Here is a 15,025-nt window from a genome sequence, read left to right as displayed (position 1 = left end):
TTTGCCCAACAAGCACAAAGCCAAGGATGTAACCGATTGCAGATTATCCCCCTGTTTCTCCTGTCGGGGGTTCACGTTAAAGAAGATATTCCCGCAGCCGTGGCCAAAGTGCGATCGCCAATTAAGCTAGAGTTAAAGCCCCATTTAGGCAGTTATCAGGGCATAAAATCGCTGTTATCCCGACAATTTGCCGATTTAAGCCACCAAGACCGCATTTTACTGTCCCACGGTAGTCGTCGCCCCGGCGGTAATCGGGAAGTGGAAAATCTAGCGGCGTTTTCTGGAGCAATTACAGCTTATTGGTCGATAGAACCGAGTTTATCCCAACAAATCGAGAGTTTAATTGCTCAAGGTAGCCAAAAAATCGCTATACTGCCCTATTTCCTCTTTGCTGGTGCAATTACGGACGCGATCAAAGCCCAAGTTTTTGAACTATCACAAAAGCATCCAAATGTCAATATATTTTTAGGTAAATCTTTGGGGGCGACGGGGGAATTAGCCGAGATTATTGTTGAGGAAGGATGTGGATGAAGCGGGCAGCGATCGCTTTAGGCGGTAATTTAGGGGATTCAGCGACAATTTTAGGGCAAGCTTTAGGGGAATTAGAGCGAGTCAAAGGAATTAAACTAGAAGCTCATTCCCAATGGTATCAAACCGCGGCCGTCGGCCCTCCTCAGCCCGATTATCTCAACGGTTGCGCCATTGTGCAAGTGGATTTATCGCCCTTAGATTTACTGCATAAATTATTAGAAATCGAGCAGTTATTCGGGAGAGTCCGACGGGAAAGATGGGGACCGCGTACCCTCGATTTAGACTTAATATTTTATGATGACCTGATCTTAGAAACGCCCGAATTACAGATACCCCATCCCCGCTGCCGAGAACGGGCCTTCGTGCTGCTTCCCCTGGCAGAAATTGCCCCCGATTGGCGAGATCCCGTAACCGGAAAAACTATCCTTCAGCTATTGGGGCAATTGGGATTGGCGGAGTAGGATGTTAGGTGTTGGGGTTTTAGGGTTTTAGGGTTTTAGGGTTTTAGTTGAAATTCCCCCATCTCTCCTGCTCCCCACTTCCCCACTTCCCCACTTCCCCACCTCCCCACCACCCCAAATAACCGCGTCTCAGTTACCGCCCCGAAACTCTACAATAAAGGCAGCAGCATCAATAAACAGTAAAAAAATCAACCGTGACCAAGACCCCATCGCTCGAGGAAACTCATTACAATCAGGCTAAAGCTAGTTTACAACAGGCTTTAACTTGGTATGCCAGTTTTCGCCGCCATTGGAATTATCCCCCCGATCCCCAACTTCAGGCCGCCGTTAAACAGGATTTGCAGTCCCTAAAATCGGCCTTGGATAAACTGGATGAAACAGTGATTCGGGTGGCAGCCTTCGGGTTAGTCAGTCGCGGTAAATCCTCGGTGGTAAACGCTTTAGTCGGTCAAAAAGTCCTGGCAACCGGACCCCTGCACGGGGTGACACGCTGGCCGCGATCGGTGCGTTGGATACCAGCCACGGGTAAAATCCAGATAGAATTAATCGATACCCCCGGATTGGATGAGATTGAAGGGGAAGCGCGGGCGAATATGGCCAGAGAAGTCGCTAAAAGTGCCGATTTGATTTTATTTATCGTCGCGGGGGATATTACCCGGACCGAATACGAGGCCTTGGCAGAATTGCGCCAGGCGAAAAAACCGATCATTTTGGTGTTTAATAAGATTGATCTCTATCCGGAAGCCGATCGCCGCCAGATTTTTCAGCAGTTACAGAGATTAGGAACCAATCGGGACGAAAAAACGTTAGAAGATTTGTTAACTAGCGATGAGATAGTTATGGTAGCCGCCGAACCGCAACCGATTCCCGTCCGGGTGGAATACCCCGATGGGCGCGTGGTGACTGAGTGGGAAACCCCTCCCCCCCAAATTGAGGAGCTGCAAGATAAACTCTTAACGATTTTAAATCGGGAAGGGCGATCGCTACTGGCCTTAAATGCTTTAGTGCAAGGGCAAGAAGCGGAGGAAAATATCGCTAGAAAAACCCTGGAACTCCGGGACAGTCAAGCGGAGGAAATTATCTGGCAATACGCGAAATATAAGGCTTTAGCGATTGCGGCCAATCCGATCGCTATTTTAGACCTACTAGGGGCTTCAATCGTCGATTTGACTCTAGTTCGGGCTTTAGCTCGTTTGTACGGCTTGCCGATTACCAGTCACCAAGCTGGTCAACTCTGGCGGACTCTACTTTTGAGTAGTGCGGGGTTGCTGGTGGGGGAAATCCTCGGCACTGTGATTATCGGTTTGGGCAAAACGGCGGCGGCGGCGGCGAGTATTTTTGAAAATCCCACCTCTTTAACCCTCTACGGTAGCACCGCTCTCTTACAGGGAGCAATTGCCGCTTATGGAACCTATATCATCGGGAAAGCCGCTAAAATCTATCTAGAACGCGGTTGTAGTTGGGGGGCATCCGGACCGAGTACGGTGATCAATCAAATTCTCGCTCAAGTTCATCCGCAAACTATTTTATATCGTTTACGTCTAGAACTAGAGCAGTGATTTTAAAGGAAAAAGGAAAAAAGGCAACAGTGATCAATTAAATATGGTTCTTCGTTACTTGGCATGGTTCGATCGGATGGCATAAATCGACTAAATTCTTATCTGGCAAAAGACTTAATTGATTAGTTCGTTCTAGAGGGAAAACAATTGACAAATCCCTGATCACCCCGTCCATTGCATAACACGAACCACTGACGACCGACTCCTGACTACTGACTCCTGATGACCGACTCCTGATTTTAGAAACTTAATTTTTGACAACGACAACTAGCTAGAAATATTGAGAGAAAATCATGTCTGCTGCCCATAAGTCCTATATTCCCGTTCCCGTTTCTCGCCAAAAAAGCCAAGGGAGTCAACGTCGTCCCCAGTCGCGGGTAACTTCCCCCAACCCGACTACTAAACCAGTTACTCAATCCTCCCCGACTCCCACCGTCAAACCGACGACTAAATCGGTGGCGAGAGTTCCCGTGGCCCCGACACAAAAACAATTAGCCTCGCGTCAATTACGTTCCCTTTGTCTCCTAGAAAGAATAGTGGCCGTGATTACTTTTTGTCTGTTGGGTTCGACTCTGGGAATATATGCTTGGACGGTATATATTCCCAAGGTTTGGGACAAAGAATTTGGTAAACTGGAAACACTGCAACGTCACGAGCGCCATCTTTTGGCCACCAATGAAACCCTTAAACATCAACTAGCTCAACAAGCAGAAAAACCCGAAACCGGATTAACTCATCCCCAACCCTTCCAAACTATCTTTTTACAGCGTAAATCTGCCCCTAACCTGAAACCGGCCAACGCTTCTCAACCCCAATCTACCGTCAATTCTCGACCGAGAAGTGCCTATTAACAGTTATCAGTTAACAGTTAACAGTTATCAGTGGGGAAGTTAACAGTTAGCAGTTATCAGTTAAGTGGGGAGGCACAATTATGTGTAGGATGGGTTAGCGGTAGCGTAACATAATCGGGCGTTGGGTTTCATGCTTCAACCCAACCTACGTTCATCTTATATTTAATTCCACCCACCCACTTATCAGTTATCAGTGGGTAAGTTAACAGTTATCAGATGTGAGTTTTTAAGTGTACTGTTTACTGTTTACTGTTTACTGTTTACTGCTCACTGTTTACTGTTTACTGCTCACTGATTACTGCTTACTGATTACTGCTTACTGCTTACTGATTACTGAAAGATACTGCTCATGACTGACACAAAAAGACCCAGATTTAGAGGTAAAAAAACTCGATCGCCCTCTGGCAGGTTCCAGGACAGAAAGTCCTATTTAAACGCCAAAAAACGGCAAAAAAACTTAAAAAATTTGCCTTTGAGTAACGGGCGATTGGTGGCGGTGTGGTTGATTTTAGTCATGGGTATTGTGGGTTTAGCTTGGCGATTGTACCAACTGCAAATAGTACAAGGACAGGAATTGCAAAAAAGAGCCAGACAACAGCAAACTACCAGTATTAGACCCTATATTCCCCGACGGGCGATCGTCGATAGTAATGGTAATGTTTTGGCGGCCGATCGCTTGATTTATACTCTTTATGTACACCCAAAACTGTTTGCTATTCCGCCGGCAGAAGTGGCTGATAAATTAGCTCCTTTATTAAATATTCCCACTAATCAACTGATTCAAAAATTTAAAGAAAAAGAAACAGGAATTCGTTTAGCCAATCAATTAACCGAATCCGTGGCTAGGGGCTTAAAACAATTATCTCTTGACGGTGTAGAATTAGAGGAAAAGTACGCTCGTTATTATCCCCAAGACGATGTGGCAGCCGACGTGATTGGCTATGTAGATAAAGAACATCGTGGTCAAGCAGGATTAGAGAGAGGTTCCAGTCAGTTATTAGAAAGAGATCCCTTTTCTGTCAATACAAGACGCATGGGAGACGGGCGAATTTTACCAGCTTTTGTTCCCCATGGTATCTTTCAATTTGATGAATTACAGTTAGAAGTAACCCTCGATTTAAAACTACAAAGAGCGGCGCGGACGGCCCTACGAGAACAGCTAAAAAAATTTAATGCTAAACGGGGAGCCGTCATCGTCATGGACTCCCTTGATGGTTCTCTTTTAGCCCTAGTTTGTGAGCCAACTTTTAACCCCAACGAATACTATAAAGCCAATGTGGCTCTATTTAAAAATTGGACCGTAGCCGATCAGTACGAACCGGGGTCAACTTTTAAACCAATTATTGTCGCCATGGCCATGGAAGCGGGGGCAATTAAAGCTAATACGGTAGTCAATGATCCGGGGGCAATTACTGTCGGTCCCTGGACGATTAAAAATGCCTCTAAACAGGGTTATGGGGCGCTAGATATGGCCAGAGTTCTGCAAACCTCTAGTAACGTGGCCATGGTGCAAATTGCCCAAAAAATGGGGCGAGTTGATTTCTATAAAAGTTTATTAGGATTGGAAATAAATCAAAGGGTTGGCGTAGATTTACCCGGAGAAGTGGCAGGATATCTCAAACCTGAACAAGAATTTCTGGATAATGCCATTGAATCGGCCACCGCTTCCTTTGGTCAAGGTTTATCCCTGACTCCTTTAAAATTAGTACAATTGCACGGTGCGCTGGCCAATGGTGGCACCTTGGTAACTCCCCATGTGATCAAAGGATTAGCCGACGACCGCGGCCGTTTGCACTGGCAGCCCGATTATCCCAGCAAAAAAGTCTTTTCTCCCACCGTGGCCCGGCAAGTGGTGGAAATGATGGAAACCGTCGTCAGCAAGGGGACGGGGGTAGCGGCCCAAATCCCCGGTTATCGCATCGGAGGCAAAACGGGAACCGCACAAAAAGCTAGTCCGACGGGGGGTTATCTACCTAACGCCAAAATTACCAGTTTTGTCGCGATTTTACCGATCGAATCGCCCCGTTATGTGGTTTTGGTGGTGGTGGATGAACCCAAGGGTGCCAATACTTTTGGCTCCACTGTTGCCGCTCCTGTGGCAAAAACGGTGATGAATACGCTCATTTCCCTCAAAGGTATCCCCCCCACCTCCAAGGTCGTTCCGGCGGGTTCTGCGACCAATAAACCCCCGCGGCACGATTAATTTAAGTCTTTTTGAAAGAGGCTTTATTTAGGGTTTGCTGAAAAAGTTTGTTGGTGGGGTTAGGAGTCAGGAGTCGGTCGTCAGTAGCCGGTCGTCGGGAGTTTCAGGCTTTGTTGCCCTCTCTTTTTTGTACCAACCCATGTACTATAATAAGGATAATGCCAGGTTTTTGATGGTCCCAATCCGATTTTTTGGCACTAACATCGGATTTTAACAGGTCAAAAGTCTTATCCAACAAGGTTTTTAGATTTATTCAGCAAACCCTAAATAGGCTAAAAAAGTCTCTAACATCCCTCTAGATTGATTATCTGGCATCATCCACACACCGAATTTTATCCCCGATTCTAGAGTCATAATTAATCCCGCTGCTGGTAAATTTTGAGGTAAGCTAGGTATATTTGGTAAACAGGCATTATATAAACTTTTCCAACGATTATCAGGTTCTTCGTCCGCATCCATAATAATTCCTAAATGAGTTAGTCCGTTAGGAGTTTTTAGTTGCGTAGAGATATATTTAGGTTTTAGTAAATTTTCAACACCATCACAATTTATGATATTCAATGGTTCTTCCCCTCTATTCCAAGTAACTCCATTTGCTGCCATTAATTGGGGAATAACTCTCAATTCCTCTGCACCTTCCACTAATAACTTTTTTGTCTCTATTTTAGGCATTGTTACCGCACCTCAAGATTACTTGTAGCAGCAATAACAATTTCTTCTGGATCAAAGATTACAGATTGGCTTTTTTCCCTATCTATCCTTTGAATAGTAATCTCGTTATCGGTAATTTTTTCTTCGGTAATTAATTCGGCTAAACTTTGCCAACAATCGCGGCTGTGAGTGGTGGCAAATACCTGAATATTGAGTTTTTTGGCGGTTTCCCAGACGACTTTCCACATATCAGTCATGACAGTAAAATGCAATCCGCTATCAATTTCATCAACTAATAAAATTCCATTTTCAAGATTAACCATCGCTAAAACTAATCCTAACATTCGCCAAAATCCATCGCCTAAACTGCCAATAGGTATAGGTTGATCATGATTTTTAATTTTGATTAAAAACCCACCGCTAACACCTAGGTTATTTGAAGTTAAATACTTGCCAGAACCAACAATGGCTATTCTTTCAATTTTTGGCTCAATAATTTTCAAAGATTCAATAATTAAATCTTCTAAAGGAGAGAGAACAATGTTATCAAAAAGTGCTGCCATATCAGAACTTGTTAGAGAAAATGGTGTTAAGAACTTCAATTCAATTTTATTATCAATACCTATTTTATGGGAAATTCTGCTTAAACTAGCTATTCTTCTTATAGAATCTCTGGCAAGAGTACCGTTGGCAAGAAGTTCCAGTTCAATAGGTTTTTGTGATTGACTCCATCTAATACTTAAAAGAAGTTTAGCCCATTCCTCATCGTCGAAATTGTTATCATTATTTTGATTTATATCATCATTTTTGTCTGAAAATAAAGATAGTTGTATAGGAATGCTTTCAACAGAAATGGTAAGACTTGCTAGATAGGATTTGCCATATCCACTGATGATAATTTTTTTACTTGGGATGATTTCATGCCCAGGAAATAAATGACAAATTTCAAAAACTTTAGTGCGACTAGGTAGATTACTTTCTGACCAACCAAACTCACCTCTATAGCTAATAGGTTCAAGAAATATATCTATATTATTCTGAGCATACAAAAACTGAATCGCTTCTAAAATAGAAGTTTTACCGCTATTATTTTTACCCACTAAGAGATTAATTCGACCAAGATTGGCCATCTCAAAATTCTGAAACCCGCGAAAGCCTTCAATTTTTAGGGATTGTAACATGAGTGATTACCCCGGATTTTCAGTTATTAAATCTAGTTTATCTCAACCCCAGTAGCCAAGACCACCGACGAGACTAGATAGCGCAGACTCACCTTGCCATCACAGATTAACTCAATCAGCGCTTTTAGTCCCTTTTCACCTTTCGAGCATTATAGCTGGTTTCGGGGCAGAAAACCAGCAAAAACATGACTACAGAGGGAATCGCTGACTCTAGAGATTAATGACAATAAATTCCTAGCTGCCGATATAGTTCAACCTCATCCTTGCAAACAGTTAAGGTTTTTTGTTCTTCAATATTCTGAATGACTTGTTGAGTTTTTTGGTTAAAATCGCTTATGGTATAATTACCTTCTGCAATTCGTCTTTCTTTTTCCTATAATTCAAGACAAAGTTCCATAGCTTCTTGAATATTGCTCAAAGCTTCTTCGAGATGATGTCCTTCATTAATACAACCGGGAGAGAAGGAATAGAAAGATTATAATCTCTTTCCTCGCTTGGTTCTAAAATAAAATTCACTTTCAGATCGGCTCAGGGTAATAATAAGATAACTATATTATAAGTGATGTTGCTGGGGAGTTACTCAAATTCTTCTAATTGCGATCGCACTAATTCTAGGGGAAGTTTTAAAACTCTAGCAATTTGTTCTATAGTTAATCCTTCTTTGATTAATTCGGGAATGGTTTCTAATTTAGCTTGTTGATAAATTTTAGATGAGGGTAATTCACTGTTCTCTTTTCCAGTACAAAAATTACCGCTATTGATTTGTATAACGTCTTTAATATTACTAGAGTTAGAGAAATTAGAATAACAATATCTTTGTAAACTCGATTTAATGTTAGCCTTACTGACTTCCTGTCCTAATATTTCTGATAAGGTTTTCCATAATTTACCTGCTGTTTCCTTGATATATTTCTGAGAACGATGATTTTTTTGAGCGATTTCGGCGTATTTTTGATGATTGACGACTCCCTCTAAGATTTCATGCTGAAGATCGTCTAAATGTTCTCCTGTATGGGAGAAAACAAGCTCATCAATAGTTATTATAAAAGATTGAATATCGAAGGAGTTCATAGGATGATTTTAAACGGGGAGTTAAGTCAGGATTGCTTGACATTATACCGCAAAATGCCAATTTAGTGTCTTTATATTTCTTTATGGGGCTTTTATGGGTCTTGAAAGTTAACTTTAGGGTGTTTATATTACCAAAGTAAATCTGCCCACCCTAAATAAATGCCTTAACATTTCGACAAAGCATTTATTTAGATATTTTCAACCAGAAAAAAGGAACTTTCATGAAACGCTCACTTAAAAATTTGGCAACTATTATGGTTACTATATCCACATTACTGGTGTTTGCTGATCAAGCACTCGCAGATATAGAGCTAACTACAGGAACTCCTTCTAAAGCTGGGAAAATTATCATCCGAATCACTCTTAAGGACGGAAAAACAAAAAATGTGGTGGTAACGATTCCAAAAGGCACAACTTCCACTGGGAAGGCAACCCTAATTAATAACGCTTTTCAAGTAGGGGAACCATTCACTTTACCCCCCCTCGAGCAGGAGGGAAATAAGCTCATTTTTCCACCTAACGTAAAAAAATTTGAGAAGTTGCTAGACGACACTGGACAAACAACTAAATTAAAAGCAGTTAAAAAGCAAAAAGCAAAAGAGGGGCAAATCGATGGTGAATATATAGAGTTAGCTTCAGTATTATCTGGTTTGGATGGTAGTGGAAATGAATCTATATTTCTGGCTTCATTAGGTTTTAATACACCCTCTGAAAACGTGTTTGCCAGTTCCCAGTTTTTATTTAGCGAATTACCAGGCAGTGATATTAATGATTGGTTATCAGCTATATTCACTGATCTTCAAGGACAGTTACCAGTTGTGTATAGATCTAATCTTTCATTAGATCTAACTAATGATACGATTTCGTTTGTTTTTCCAGAAAATATACTGCCAGACTCCAGTTTTATAGAGAGTGGAACCAACGATGTCAATGTATCAAGTTCTTTAGATATAGAAGTAGAAACCATTCCCGAACCCACTTCAACTTTAGGACTCTTTTCTCTAGGAATACTCGGTGTTGGTGCGACAATAAAACGTCAAGTTAAACGCAATCATTCTATCGAAAAAGAAACCACAAAAATAGGTTAAATTGCCCATTAACTGGTGTTATCGCTCTTTGATTACTTTGCGTTCGCCGAAAAAAGTACAAGGGTTTTGAGTCTCTCGGAGCGATTTCTCAACGTTTGTTCCTGGCACTTTTTTGGAAAAAAAGCTCAAAACCCTTTTCTAGCAGAGCTTACATTTGTATTCAGCAAGCTCTACTTAAACGATTGACCGAATATTAAAATAAATCCCCATGGGAACCAGAGCGCACTAAAAAAAGATGGGTGTCTGTGATTTTATAAATTAAAAGCCAGTCTGGTTCTAGGTGACAATCCCTATATCCATTCCAGTTTCCCATCAAAGCGTGATCTTTGTATTTAGGTTCTAGTTCTTGCTTTTGAAGTAATTTATCAATGACATTTTTCAGTTTGGTCATATCTTTTCCCCGTTTTTGCAGTCGTTTAATATCTTTCTTAAAGCGATTTTCAAAAATGGGTAATAACATTAAATTCCTAGCTGCTGATACAGTTCAACTTGATCTTGGCAAACAGTTAAGTTTTTTTGCTCTTCAATATTCTGAATAGCTTGTTGAGTTTTTTCGTTAAAATCACTTATGGTATAAGTCCCTTCTGCAATTCGTCGTTCTTTTTCCGCTTCTTCTAAAAATTCAGCTAGGTGTTTTTTTAGATAGGTTGCTAGGCTATCTTGTTGTTCTTCAGAAAGCAGTGCAATTTGCTCGAAAGTTTCTTGAATTAATTTAGTCATCTGTATTGTACTCCGAAGTTCAGTTTTTGAGGAAAAAAATCAAGATTCAAATACTGCCCTAACACACCAAAAAGAAAAGTTTTTGATGTGTTACCCTTGGTCAACCCACTATTTACAATAAAGCCATTTCTCCCACCACTTCCAAGCGGGTATAACTGCCGATTTTGAGGAATTTTTCCGAGAGAGATTCGGCCACATTGGGAGTAATCCAGCCTAACTGTTTGAGAATTTGCAAAGCGGCGGCATATTTAGCCCGTTTGGAACCATCTAGGGCTTTAATTGCTAATCCTAAACCTTCGCCGACGCGCCCGATACATTGAATCCCTTCGGCCCCGGCTTTACTGACGATTTCCCCTTGGCTAACCTGCATTAATTCCGTGTCAAAAGCCCCTTCTCCTGCTACCATGCGGGGATGATAGGTCATCGCCCGGACGATTCTTTCTAAGTCTAAACGGTTGCCAGAGGCTAACTGGGCGTAGAGATGGGCCATTTGCCCCAACTGCATTGAATAGGTGGGCGCGCCGCAGTCATCGTGGGCGCTGATTAATTCATCCCCCGGCATCCCCAATAATTCGGCAATTTTGCTGAGAATTAGCTTCTGTATCGGACTAGAGCGCCGCAGATAGCTATTTAACGGCCAGCCACGCTGTTGACACACCGCTAACATCCCGGCGTGTTTACCAGAACAATTGTACTGGAGGCGACTGGGTTTACCTTCGGGGAGGGGACATTGCAGGGCATTAGGATCGATATCGGCGCGCCAGAGAATATTAAAGACTTGACGGGCGTGTTCCACCGTGCCTTGGTGAGAACTACAGATAATGGCTAGATCCTTATCGTTGAGATCGTAGCGTTCGAGGGTGGCGGTACTGATGACAGCCAGTGCTTGAAAAGGTTTCAGGGCCGAACGAATAAAGGCGCTAGTTTCGGCGCTGCCGGCGGTGGATAATACCCGGCCGCGGTCATCGCAAATAGCGGCCTCGACATTATGAACCGATTCAATAATACCTTCCCGGAGGAGATGAATTTCTAAGCGGTGGGTTGGTGAACGTTTTACCCTATTCATTCAGATTGGTGATTGGTTGCGGTTAGTGAGTGAAAAATAGCCAGAAAAGACCACTGATAGCGACAATTGCCCCTAGAATCAGGGCGGTTTTTTGTAAACGCTGGAGAATGGGCTGGATTTGATAGGAGACGATTAAACGATCGCGGGTTAAAATGGCGGCGGTTTTTGTCCAGATTTGGCCATCGTACCAGCCCGACTCTTCATAAAATACTTTCTCCGATTGCAAGCGATCATAGACGTAGATCCAGCCCAGATACAAGCGCAATAACACCAATCCTACCAAAATTGTCGAGCCAAAAATCCCCGCACAGAAGAAGAGAAAAGGGGCTTTTTTGAGGGGAAAACTAGCGGCGGCAATCGGTCCGACAATTAACCATGTCCACAACCATAACCAGACAATTTTTTTTGTATAAGAGGCTACATCTAGCGTCGCCCAACGGAAAAACCAAGATTCTTTTAATTGTTCGTACTCGTTAACCGGTTGCTGTTCTTCCGGGACGGGACAGAAATCAAGGGAGGATTTCATGGATTCTACTCCTCTAAATGGTCGCTAGGTAGAGGAATCCGTTGGGCATGACCCCAAAATGCTTCTAAATTATAAAATTCTCGCTCTTTTGGTAAAAAGATATGGACAATGATATCGCCATAATCCATCAGGATCCAGCTACCTTCGCTTTTTCCTTCCACTTGTCGGGGAGACTGTTGCCATTCTAGTTCCATAGCGGCTTCGATCGCATCCTCGATCGCTCGCACTTGAGTGGTAGAATAGCCGGTAATAATCAGAAAATAATCGGTTAAATAACAGATATCGGCGACTTTCAGGATGGCGATGTCCCCTGCTTTCTTGTCCTCGGCAGCGGTGACAATTGTCTCTAGAAATTTTTCGGTCTTGAGATTTTCGGCGATGGGGGTAATAATTCCAGTGGGATTGGTCATTCAGGTTGTGGTTATCCTTTGGCTGAGGTGGTTGTAAGCGAGTCTTGAGATTATGTTAATCAATGGTTTTAGTTTCTGTTGGTTGTTCTTTAACAATTTGTAACGCCCAGTTGCGCGTTAGCACGGTGCGGGGATGAATGGGACAATGGCTACTTAAAAGATATTTTAGGGAATAATCACAGGTTTGTTGAACGCTTTTATGGAGATTTTGATAGCTGAGTTGTCGTAGGGCGTTTAATTCGGGTGTATCGCCGCGATTGGGTTCCAAGGCATCGGCAATAAAGACTATACAGCTAAGATCGCTCATATTGGGTTTACCGAGGGTATGATTGCGAATTGCTTCGAGAATTTCCTCGTCGGTAACGTTAAATTCTTTTTGGGCGACAACTGCACTCACATCGGCGTGGAGTAAGTGGGGATGGGATAAACAGATATTATCCACGTCTATTCCCGCCGATTCCGCCATTTTTAGCAGTTTTTTGGGCTTGAAAAATTTAGCCAGATCGTGTAGTAATCCCGCTTGCCCTGCTTGGACGGGATCGAGATCGTGATGACGAGCTAAATCAATACACATGGTCTCCACACCGAGAATATGTCGCAGACGGTGTTCGTTGACGTTTTCTTTTAACCAGTCGATAACTTGCTGTCGCATCTTTTTTTTGCCCTTGTGGAACCCCAAAACGATTGTAACAATTACTATACAATTTTGCCTATTGCTCCCGGGTTCGATCTTTACCAATCATCCTCGCAACTAGCTTCTAAAACTTCTTCTTGCTGCCAATCATCCTGAAAAGGTTGTACCACTTTACCGATCGCATCGGCCACAAAAGACTTAATAAATTCTTCCTTGCGACTGAGTTGAAATTGTCTTTGTACCACTTCCGTCATACCACCATCACCCCAGTCTTGATCGTGACGGAAATATTCGATAAAACTTTTGCCAGCAATGCGGGTTAAATAGGCGGCACTGACCCCTTGAATTGCCTTACCGACTATATAGGTAGTAAAATTTAACTGTAGGATTCTGGCTAATAATTCTACTGCTCCTTTCACTACTCCCAAACTAACTAGAGTTTTGCCCAAAGATAGAGCCAATTCCTTGCCTCGATCGCTGTTAATTTCACAGCCATAAACTTGACCAATTTCCCTGACCATTTGAGCATTAACCGCCGCCGTTGCTAACAGATCGAACACTGGTAAGGGAGTCACAGCAATCACTCCCGCACCGATCCACTGATAGCGATCGATAATTTTATCAGCTTGGCGACGACGTTGGCGATCGATAATTTTCCTAGCTTCTTCCCCCAATCTTTGGGATTGTAAGAGGATATTATCTGCCACTAAATCCTCCCCTTCGGCCCGTAAAACTGAAGCCAAACGTTTAATTAAAGCTAAAATATCCGGTTCTGGTGTGATCATTTGTCCCCCGGTTAACTGTACTGGTTGGGGATTAGCGGCGACGGCAATAATATCGGCTGAAAGAATCACTCCTTTTAGACGTTCTCGTAATTGTTTTAAAATAATGTCTCGATCTTCATCGCTATAGAGATCGATTTTATTAAAGACTAAGAGAGAACGTTTACCAATATCAATTAAACGCAATAAAGGGGCGTATTCCGATTGTCGAATATCGTTATCAATGACAAATAAAAGTAAATCTGCTTCCGTGGCTAATTGTCGCGCTAACTGTTCCCTTTGACCTCCGGCCGCGCCAATTTCGAGAATGCCGGGGGTATCGGTAATTTGAATTTCCCGATTCACACCTTTCATTTTTAAACTATAGGTTTCCCCTTTTTCCGTGGTTCCCATGGTTGCCTCCACATTGCCCACCATTTGACCGATGAGGGCGTTAATTAGGGAGGTTTTTCCCGCCGAACCTGTGCCGAAAACAATGATTTTAACTTCTTTTCTGGCTAAACTTCGCTCAATTTCTTGGGAACGCTTAATAAAAACCTGTTGGGTTACTTTATCTTGAATTTGCTCCACTTGTTGCCGGATAGCTTTTAAGGTTTCCCCAGCGGCCTCGGTTTTTTCTACCGGTAATTTTAGGGGTGGACGGGAGGAAGAACGCAACCCGCGGCGACTTTTTTGCTGCTGGGGCAGCAGATAAAAGTAGTACAAAAGAACGTATATTAGCAAGCCCAGCAGTCCGATAATCAGCAAAAGCAGAATATTAGCTAAGATAGGAGCAGTAAAGGCGATCTGGATGTAAAGACGATAGATAGAGTTGACTAACCACAACATTAATCCGAAAATAAAGCTCAGACCAATGATTAAAGCGGCAAGACGGGGTAATTTCATCAGCTTTAACGGTAGGGGATTGCTTGATCTTGATCTTAGTTCTTTGCCGGCCGATTGTCGGGAACTAGAATAGACTATTATCTATGAAGTAGGGAGACACAATTATTTATAGGAGCAGTAGCGTAACATAATCGGGCGTTGGGTTTCATGCTTCAACCCAACCTACGTCCTCCACCTACCTACTCCCTATCTACCCACTTCATAATTCATAATTCATAATTCATAATTCATAATTCCCTCTCCCCACCTCCCCACTTCATAATTCAGGCTCTTCGGTAATTGTTATGCAATGGACGGGGGTTATAAGGGATGGAACCCTTATATAGAAAAGCATTTAGCGATTTTTGTCAATTGTTTTTGCTCTAGAGCGAACTAATCAATTAAGTCTCTTGCCAGATAAGGATTT

16 protein-coding genes and 1 pseudogene are annotated in these 15,025 nt (G+C 42.6%); 6 read left to right on the top strand and 11 right to left on the bottom strand.

What is annotated here, in order from left to right; genetic code table 11:
• The 5 genes from PX482_RS26560 to PX482_RS26540 all read left to right on the top strand — a co-directional run.
• A partial coding sequence (locus PX482_RS26560) for a sirohydrochlorin chelatase (RefSeq protein WP_288123228.1) occupies positions 1-531 on the top strand: 531 nt, incomplete at its 5' end.
• Positions 528-992: a 2-amino-4-hydroxy-6-hydroxymethyldihydropteridine diphosphokinase gene (gene folK / locus PX482_RS26555; protein ID WP_052588148.1), complete on the top strand. Its 465-nt coding sequence runs from the start codon at positions 528-530 to the stop codon at positions 990-992. The genes PX482_RS26560 and folK, both read left to right, overlap by 4 nt.
• A gap of 194 nt (positions 993-1,186) precedes the next feature.
• Entirely contained in the window at positions 1,187-2,551 is a 1,365-nt protein-coding gene (locus PX482_RS26550; protein ID WP_288093391.1) for a GTP-binding protein, read from the top strand.
• 293 nt (positions 2,552-2,844) lie between these two features.
• Positions 2,845-3,402 carry a hypothetical protein gene (locus tag PX482_RS26545; RefSeq protein ID WP_147070522.1) on the top strand — a complete coding sequence of 186 codons (558 nt, stop codon included), beginning with the start codon at positions 2,845-2,847 and terminating at the stop codon, positions 3,400-3,402.
• Between the two features lie 349 nt (positions 3,403-3,751).
• Positions 3,752-5,605, top strand: a complete 1,854-nt coding sequence (locus PX482_RS26540) for a peptidoglycan D,D-transpeptidase FtsI family protein (protein ID WP_288118810.1) — start codon at positions 3,752-3,754, stop codon at positions 5,603-5,605.
• 249 nt (positions 5,606-5,854) lie between these two features.
• Here the strand turns inward: PX482_RS26540 and PX482_RS26535 are convergent, their stop codons facing one another.
• From PX482_RS26535 to PX482_RS26525, 4 genes and pseudogenes are all read right to left on the bottom strand, one after another.
• Positions 5,855-6,277: a DUF3226 domain-containing protein gene (locus tag PX482_RS26535; protein ID WP_287971701.1), complete on the bottom strand. Its 423-nt coding sequence runs from the start codon at positions 6,275-6,277 to the stop codon at positions 5,855-5,857.
• A 2-nt stretch (positions 6,278-6,279) separates the two neighbouring features.
• Positions 6,280-7,437, bottom strand: a complete 1,158-nt coding sequence (locus PX482_RS26530; RefSeq protein WP_287971699.1) for an AAA family ATPase — start codon at positions 7,435-7,437, stop codon at positions 6,280-6,282.
• 65 nt (positions 7,438-7,502) lie between these two features.
• Positions 7,503-7,571, bottom strand: a pseudogene (locus tag PX482_RS27935) (divergent PAP2 family protein); the annotation flags it as partial.
• 442 nt (positions 7,572-8,013) lie between these two features.
• A complete protein-coding gene (locus PX482_RS26525; protein WP_002763166.1) occupies positions 8,014-8,508 on the bottom strand; it encodes a helix-turn-helix domain-containing protein in 495 nt (164 codons plus the stop codon).
• A 221-nt stretch (positions 8,509-8,729) separates the two neighbouring features.
• Between PX482_RS26525 and PX482_RS26520 the strand changes: the two genes are divergently transcribed.
• On the top strand, positions 8,730-9,596 hold the full coding sequence (locus PX482_RS26520; RefSeq protein ID WP_002763164.1) for a PEP-CTERM sorting domain-containing protein: 867 nt from the start codon (positions 8,730-8,732) through the stop codon (positions 9,594-9,596).
• Between the two features lie 193 nt (positions 9,597-9,789).
• On the opposite strand, the gene PX482_RS26515 is transcribed toward PX482_RS26520, so the two are convergent.
• From PX482_RS26515 to PX482_RS26485, 7 genes are all read right to left on the bottom strand, one after another.
• Positions 9,790-10,056: a type II toxin-antitoxin system YafQ family toxin gene (locus PX482_RS26515; RefSeq protein WP_002763162.1), complete on the bottom strand. Its 267-nt coding sequence runs from the start codon at positions 10,054-10,056 to the stop codon at positions 9,790-9,792.
• A complete protein-coding gene (locus tag PX482_RS26510) occupies positions 10,056-10,316 on the bottom strand; it encodes a hypothetical protein (protein WP_002763159.1) in 261 nt (86 codons plus the stop codon). Before PX482_RS26510 ends, PX482_RS26515 begins: the two co-directional genes overlap by 1 nt.
• A gap of 112 nt (positions 10,317-10,428) precedes the next feature.
• A complete protein-coding gene (locus tag PX482_RS26505) occupies positions 10,429-11,382 on the bottom strand; it encodes an asparaginase (protein WP_002763157.1) in 954 nt (317 codons plus the stop codon).
• Between the two features lie 22 nt (positions 11,383-11,404).
• Complete coding sequence (locus PX482_RS26500) at positions 11,405-11,908, bottom strand: CGLD27 family protein (protein ID WP_002763155.1); 504 nt, start codon at positions 11,906-11,908, stop codon at positions 11,405-11,407.
• Between the two features lie 5 nt (positions 11,909-11,913).
• Positions 11,914-12,318 carry a ribosome silencing factor gene (gene rsfS / locus PX482_RS26495; protein ID WP_002752120.1) on the bottom strand — a complete coding sequence of 135 codons (405 nt, stop codon included), beginning with the start codon at positions 12,316-12,318 and terminating at the stop codon, positions 11,914-11,916.
• Between the two features lie 55 nt (positions 12,319-12,373).
• Positions 12,374-12,970, bottom strand: coding sequence for a bis(5'-nucleosyl)-tetraphosphatase (symmetrical) YqeK (gene yqeK, locus PX482_RS26490; RefSeq protein ID WP_002763152.1), 597 nt, complete (start codon positions 12,968-12,970; stop codon positions 12,374-12,376).
• Between the two features lie 80 nt (positions 12,971-13,050).
• Positions 13,051-14,619, bottom strand: a complete 1,569-nt coding sequence (locus tag PX482_RS26485) for a YcjF family protein (RefSeq protein ID WP_288123226.1) — start codon at positions 14,617-14,619, stop codon at positions 13,051-13,053.
• Positions 14,620-15,025: the final 406 nt, after the last annotated feature.

The sequence above is a fragment of the Microcystis sp. M53602_WE12 genome (genome assembly GCF_030065455.1).
Lineage (GTDB): Bacteria > Cyanobacteriota > Cyanobacteriia > Cyanobacteriales > Microcystaceae > Microcystis > Microcystis aeruginosa.
This window is presented reverse-complemented; position numbering and strand designations above follow the sequence as displayed.

Excerpts from the sequence above, each read along its gene's own strand:
- folK (WP_052588148.1), top strand. The coding sequence starts at position 528 with ATGAAGCGGGCAGCGATCGCTTTAGGCGGTAATTTAGGGGATTCAGCG.
- PX482_RS26545 (WP_147070522.1), top strand. The coding sequence starts at position 2,845 with ATGTCTGCTGCCCATAAGTCCTATATTCCCGTTCCCGTTTCTCGCCAA.
- PX482_RS26540 (WP_288118810.1), top strand. The coding sequence starts at position 3,752 with ATGACTGACACAAAAAGACCCAGATTTAGAGGTAAAAAAACTCGATCG.
- PX482_RS26535 (WP_287971701.1), bottom strand. The coding sequence starts at position 6,277 with ATGCCTAAAATAGAGACAAAAAAGTTATTAGTGGAAGGTGCAGAGGAA.
- PX482_RS26530 (WP_287971699.1), bottom strand. The coding sequence starts at position 7,437 with ATGTTACAATCCCTAAAAATTGAAGGCTTTCGCGGGTTTCAGAATTTT.
- PX482_RS26525 (WP_002763166.1), bottom strand. The coding sequence starts at position 8,508 with ATGAACTCCTTCGATATTCAATCTTTTATAATAACTATTGATGAGCTT.
- PX482_RS26520 (WP_002763164.1), top strand. The coding sequence starts at position 8,730 with ATGAAACGCTCACTTAAAAATTTGGCAACTATTATGGTTACTATATCC.
- PX482_RS26515 (WP_002763162.1), bottom strand. The coding sequence starts at position 10,056 with ATGTTATTACCCATTTTTGAAAATCGCTTTAAGAAAGATATTAAACGA.
- PX482_RS26510 (WP_002763159.1), bottom strand. The coding sequence starts at position 10,316 with ATGACTAAATTAATTCAAGAAACTTTCGAGCAAATTGCACTGCTTTCT.
- PX482_RS26505 (WP_002763157.1), bottom strand. The coding sequence starts at position 11,382 with ATGAATAGGGTAAAACGTTCACCAACCCACCGCTTAGAAATTCATCTC.
- PX482_RS26500 (WP_002763155.1), bottom strand. The coding sequence starts at position 11,908 with ATGAAATCCTCCCTTGATTTCTGTCCCGTCCCGGAAGAACAGCAACCG.
- rsfS (WP_002752120.1), bottom strand. The coding sequence starts at position 12,318 with ATGACCAATCCCACTGGAATTATTACCCCCATCGCCGAAAATCTCAAG.
- yqeK (WP_002763152.1), bottom strand. The coding sequence starts at position 12,970 with ATGCGACAGCAAGTTATCGACTGGTTAAAAGAAAACGTCAACGAACAC.
- PX482_RS26485 (WP_288123226.1), bottom strand. The coding sequence starts at position 14,619 with ATGAAATTACCCCGTCTTGCCGCTTTAATCATTGGTCTGAGCTTTATT.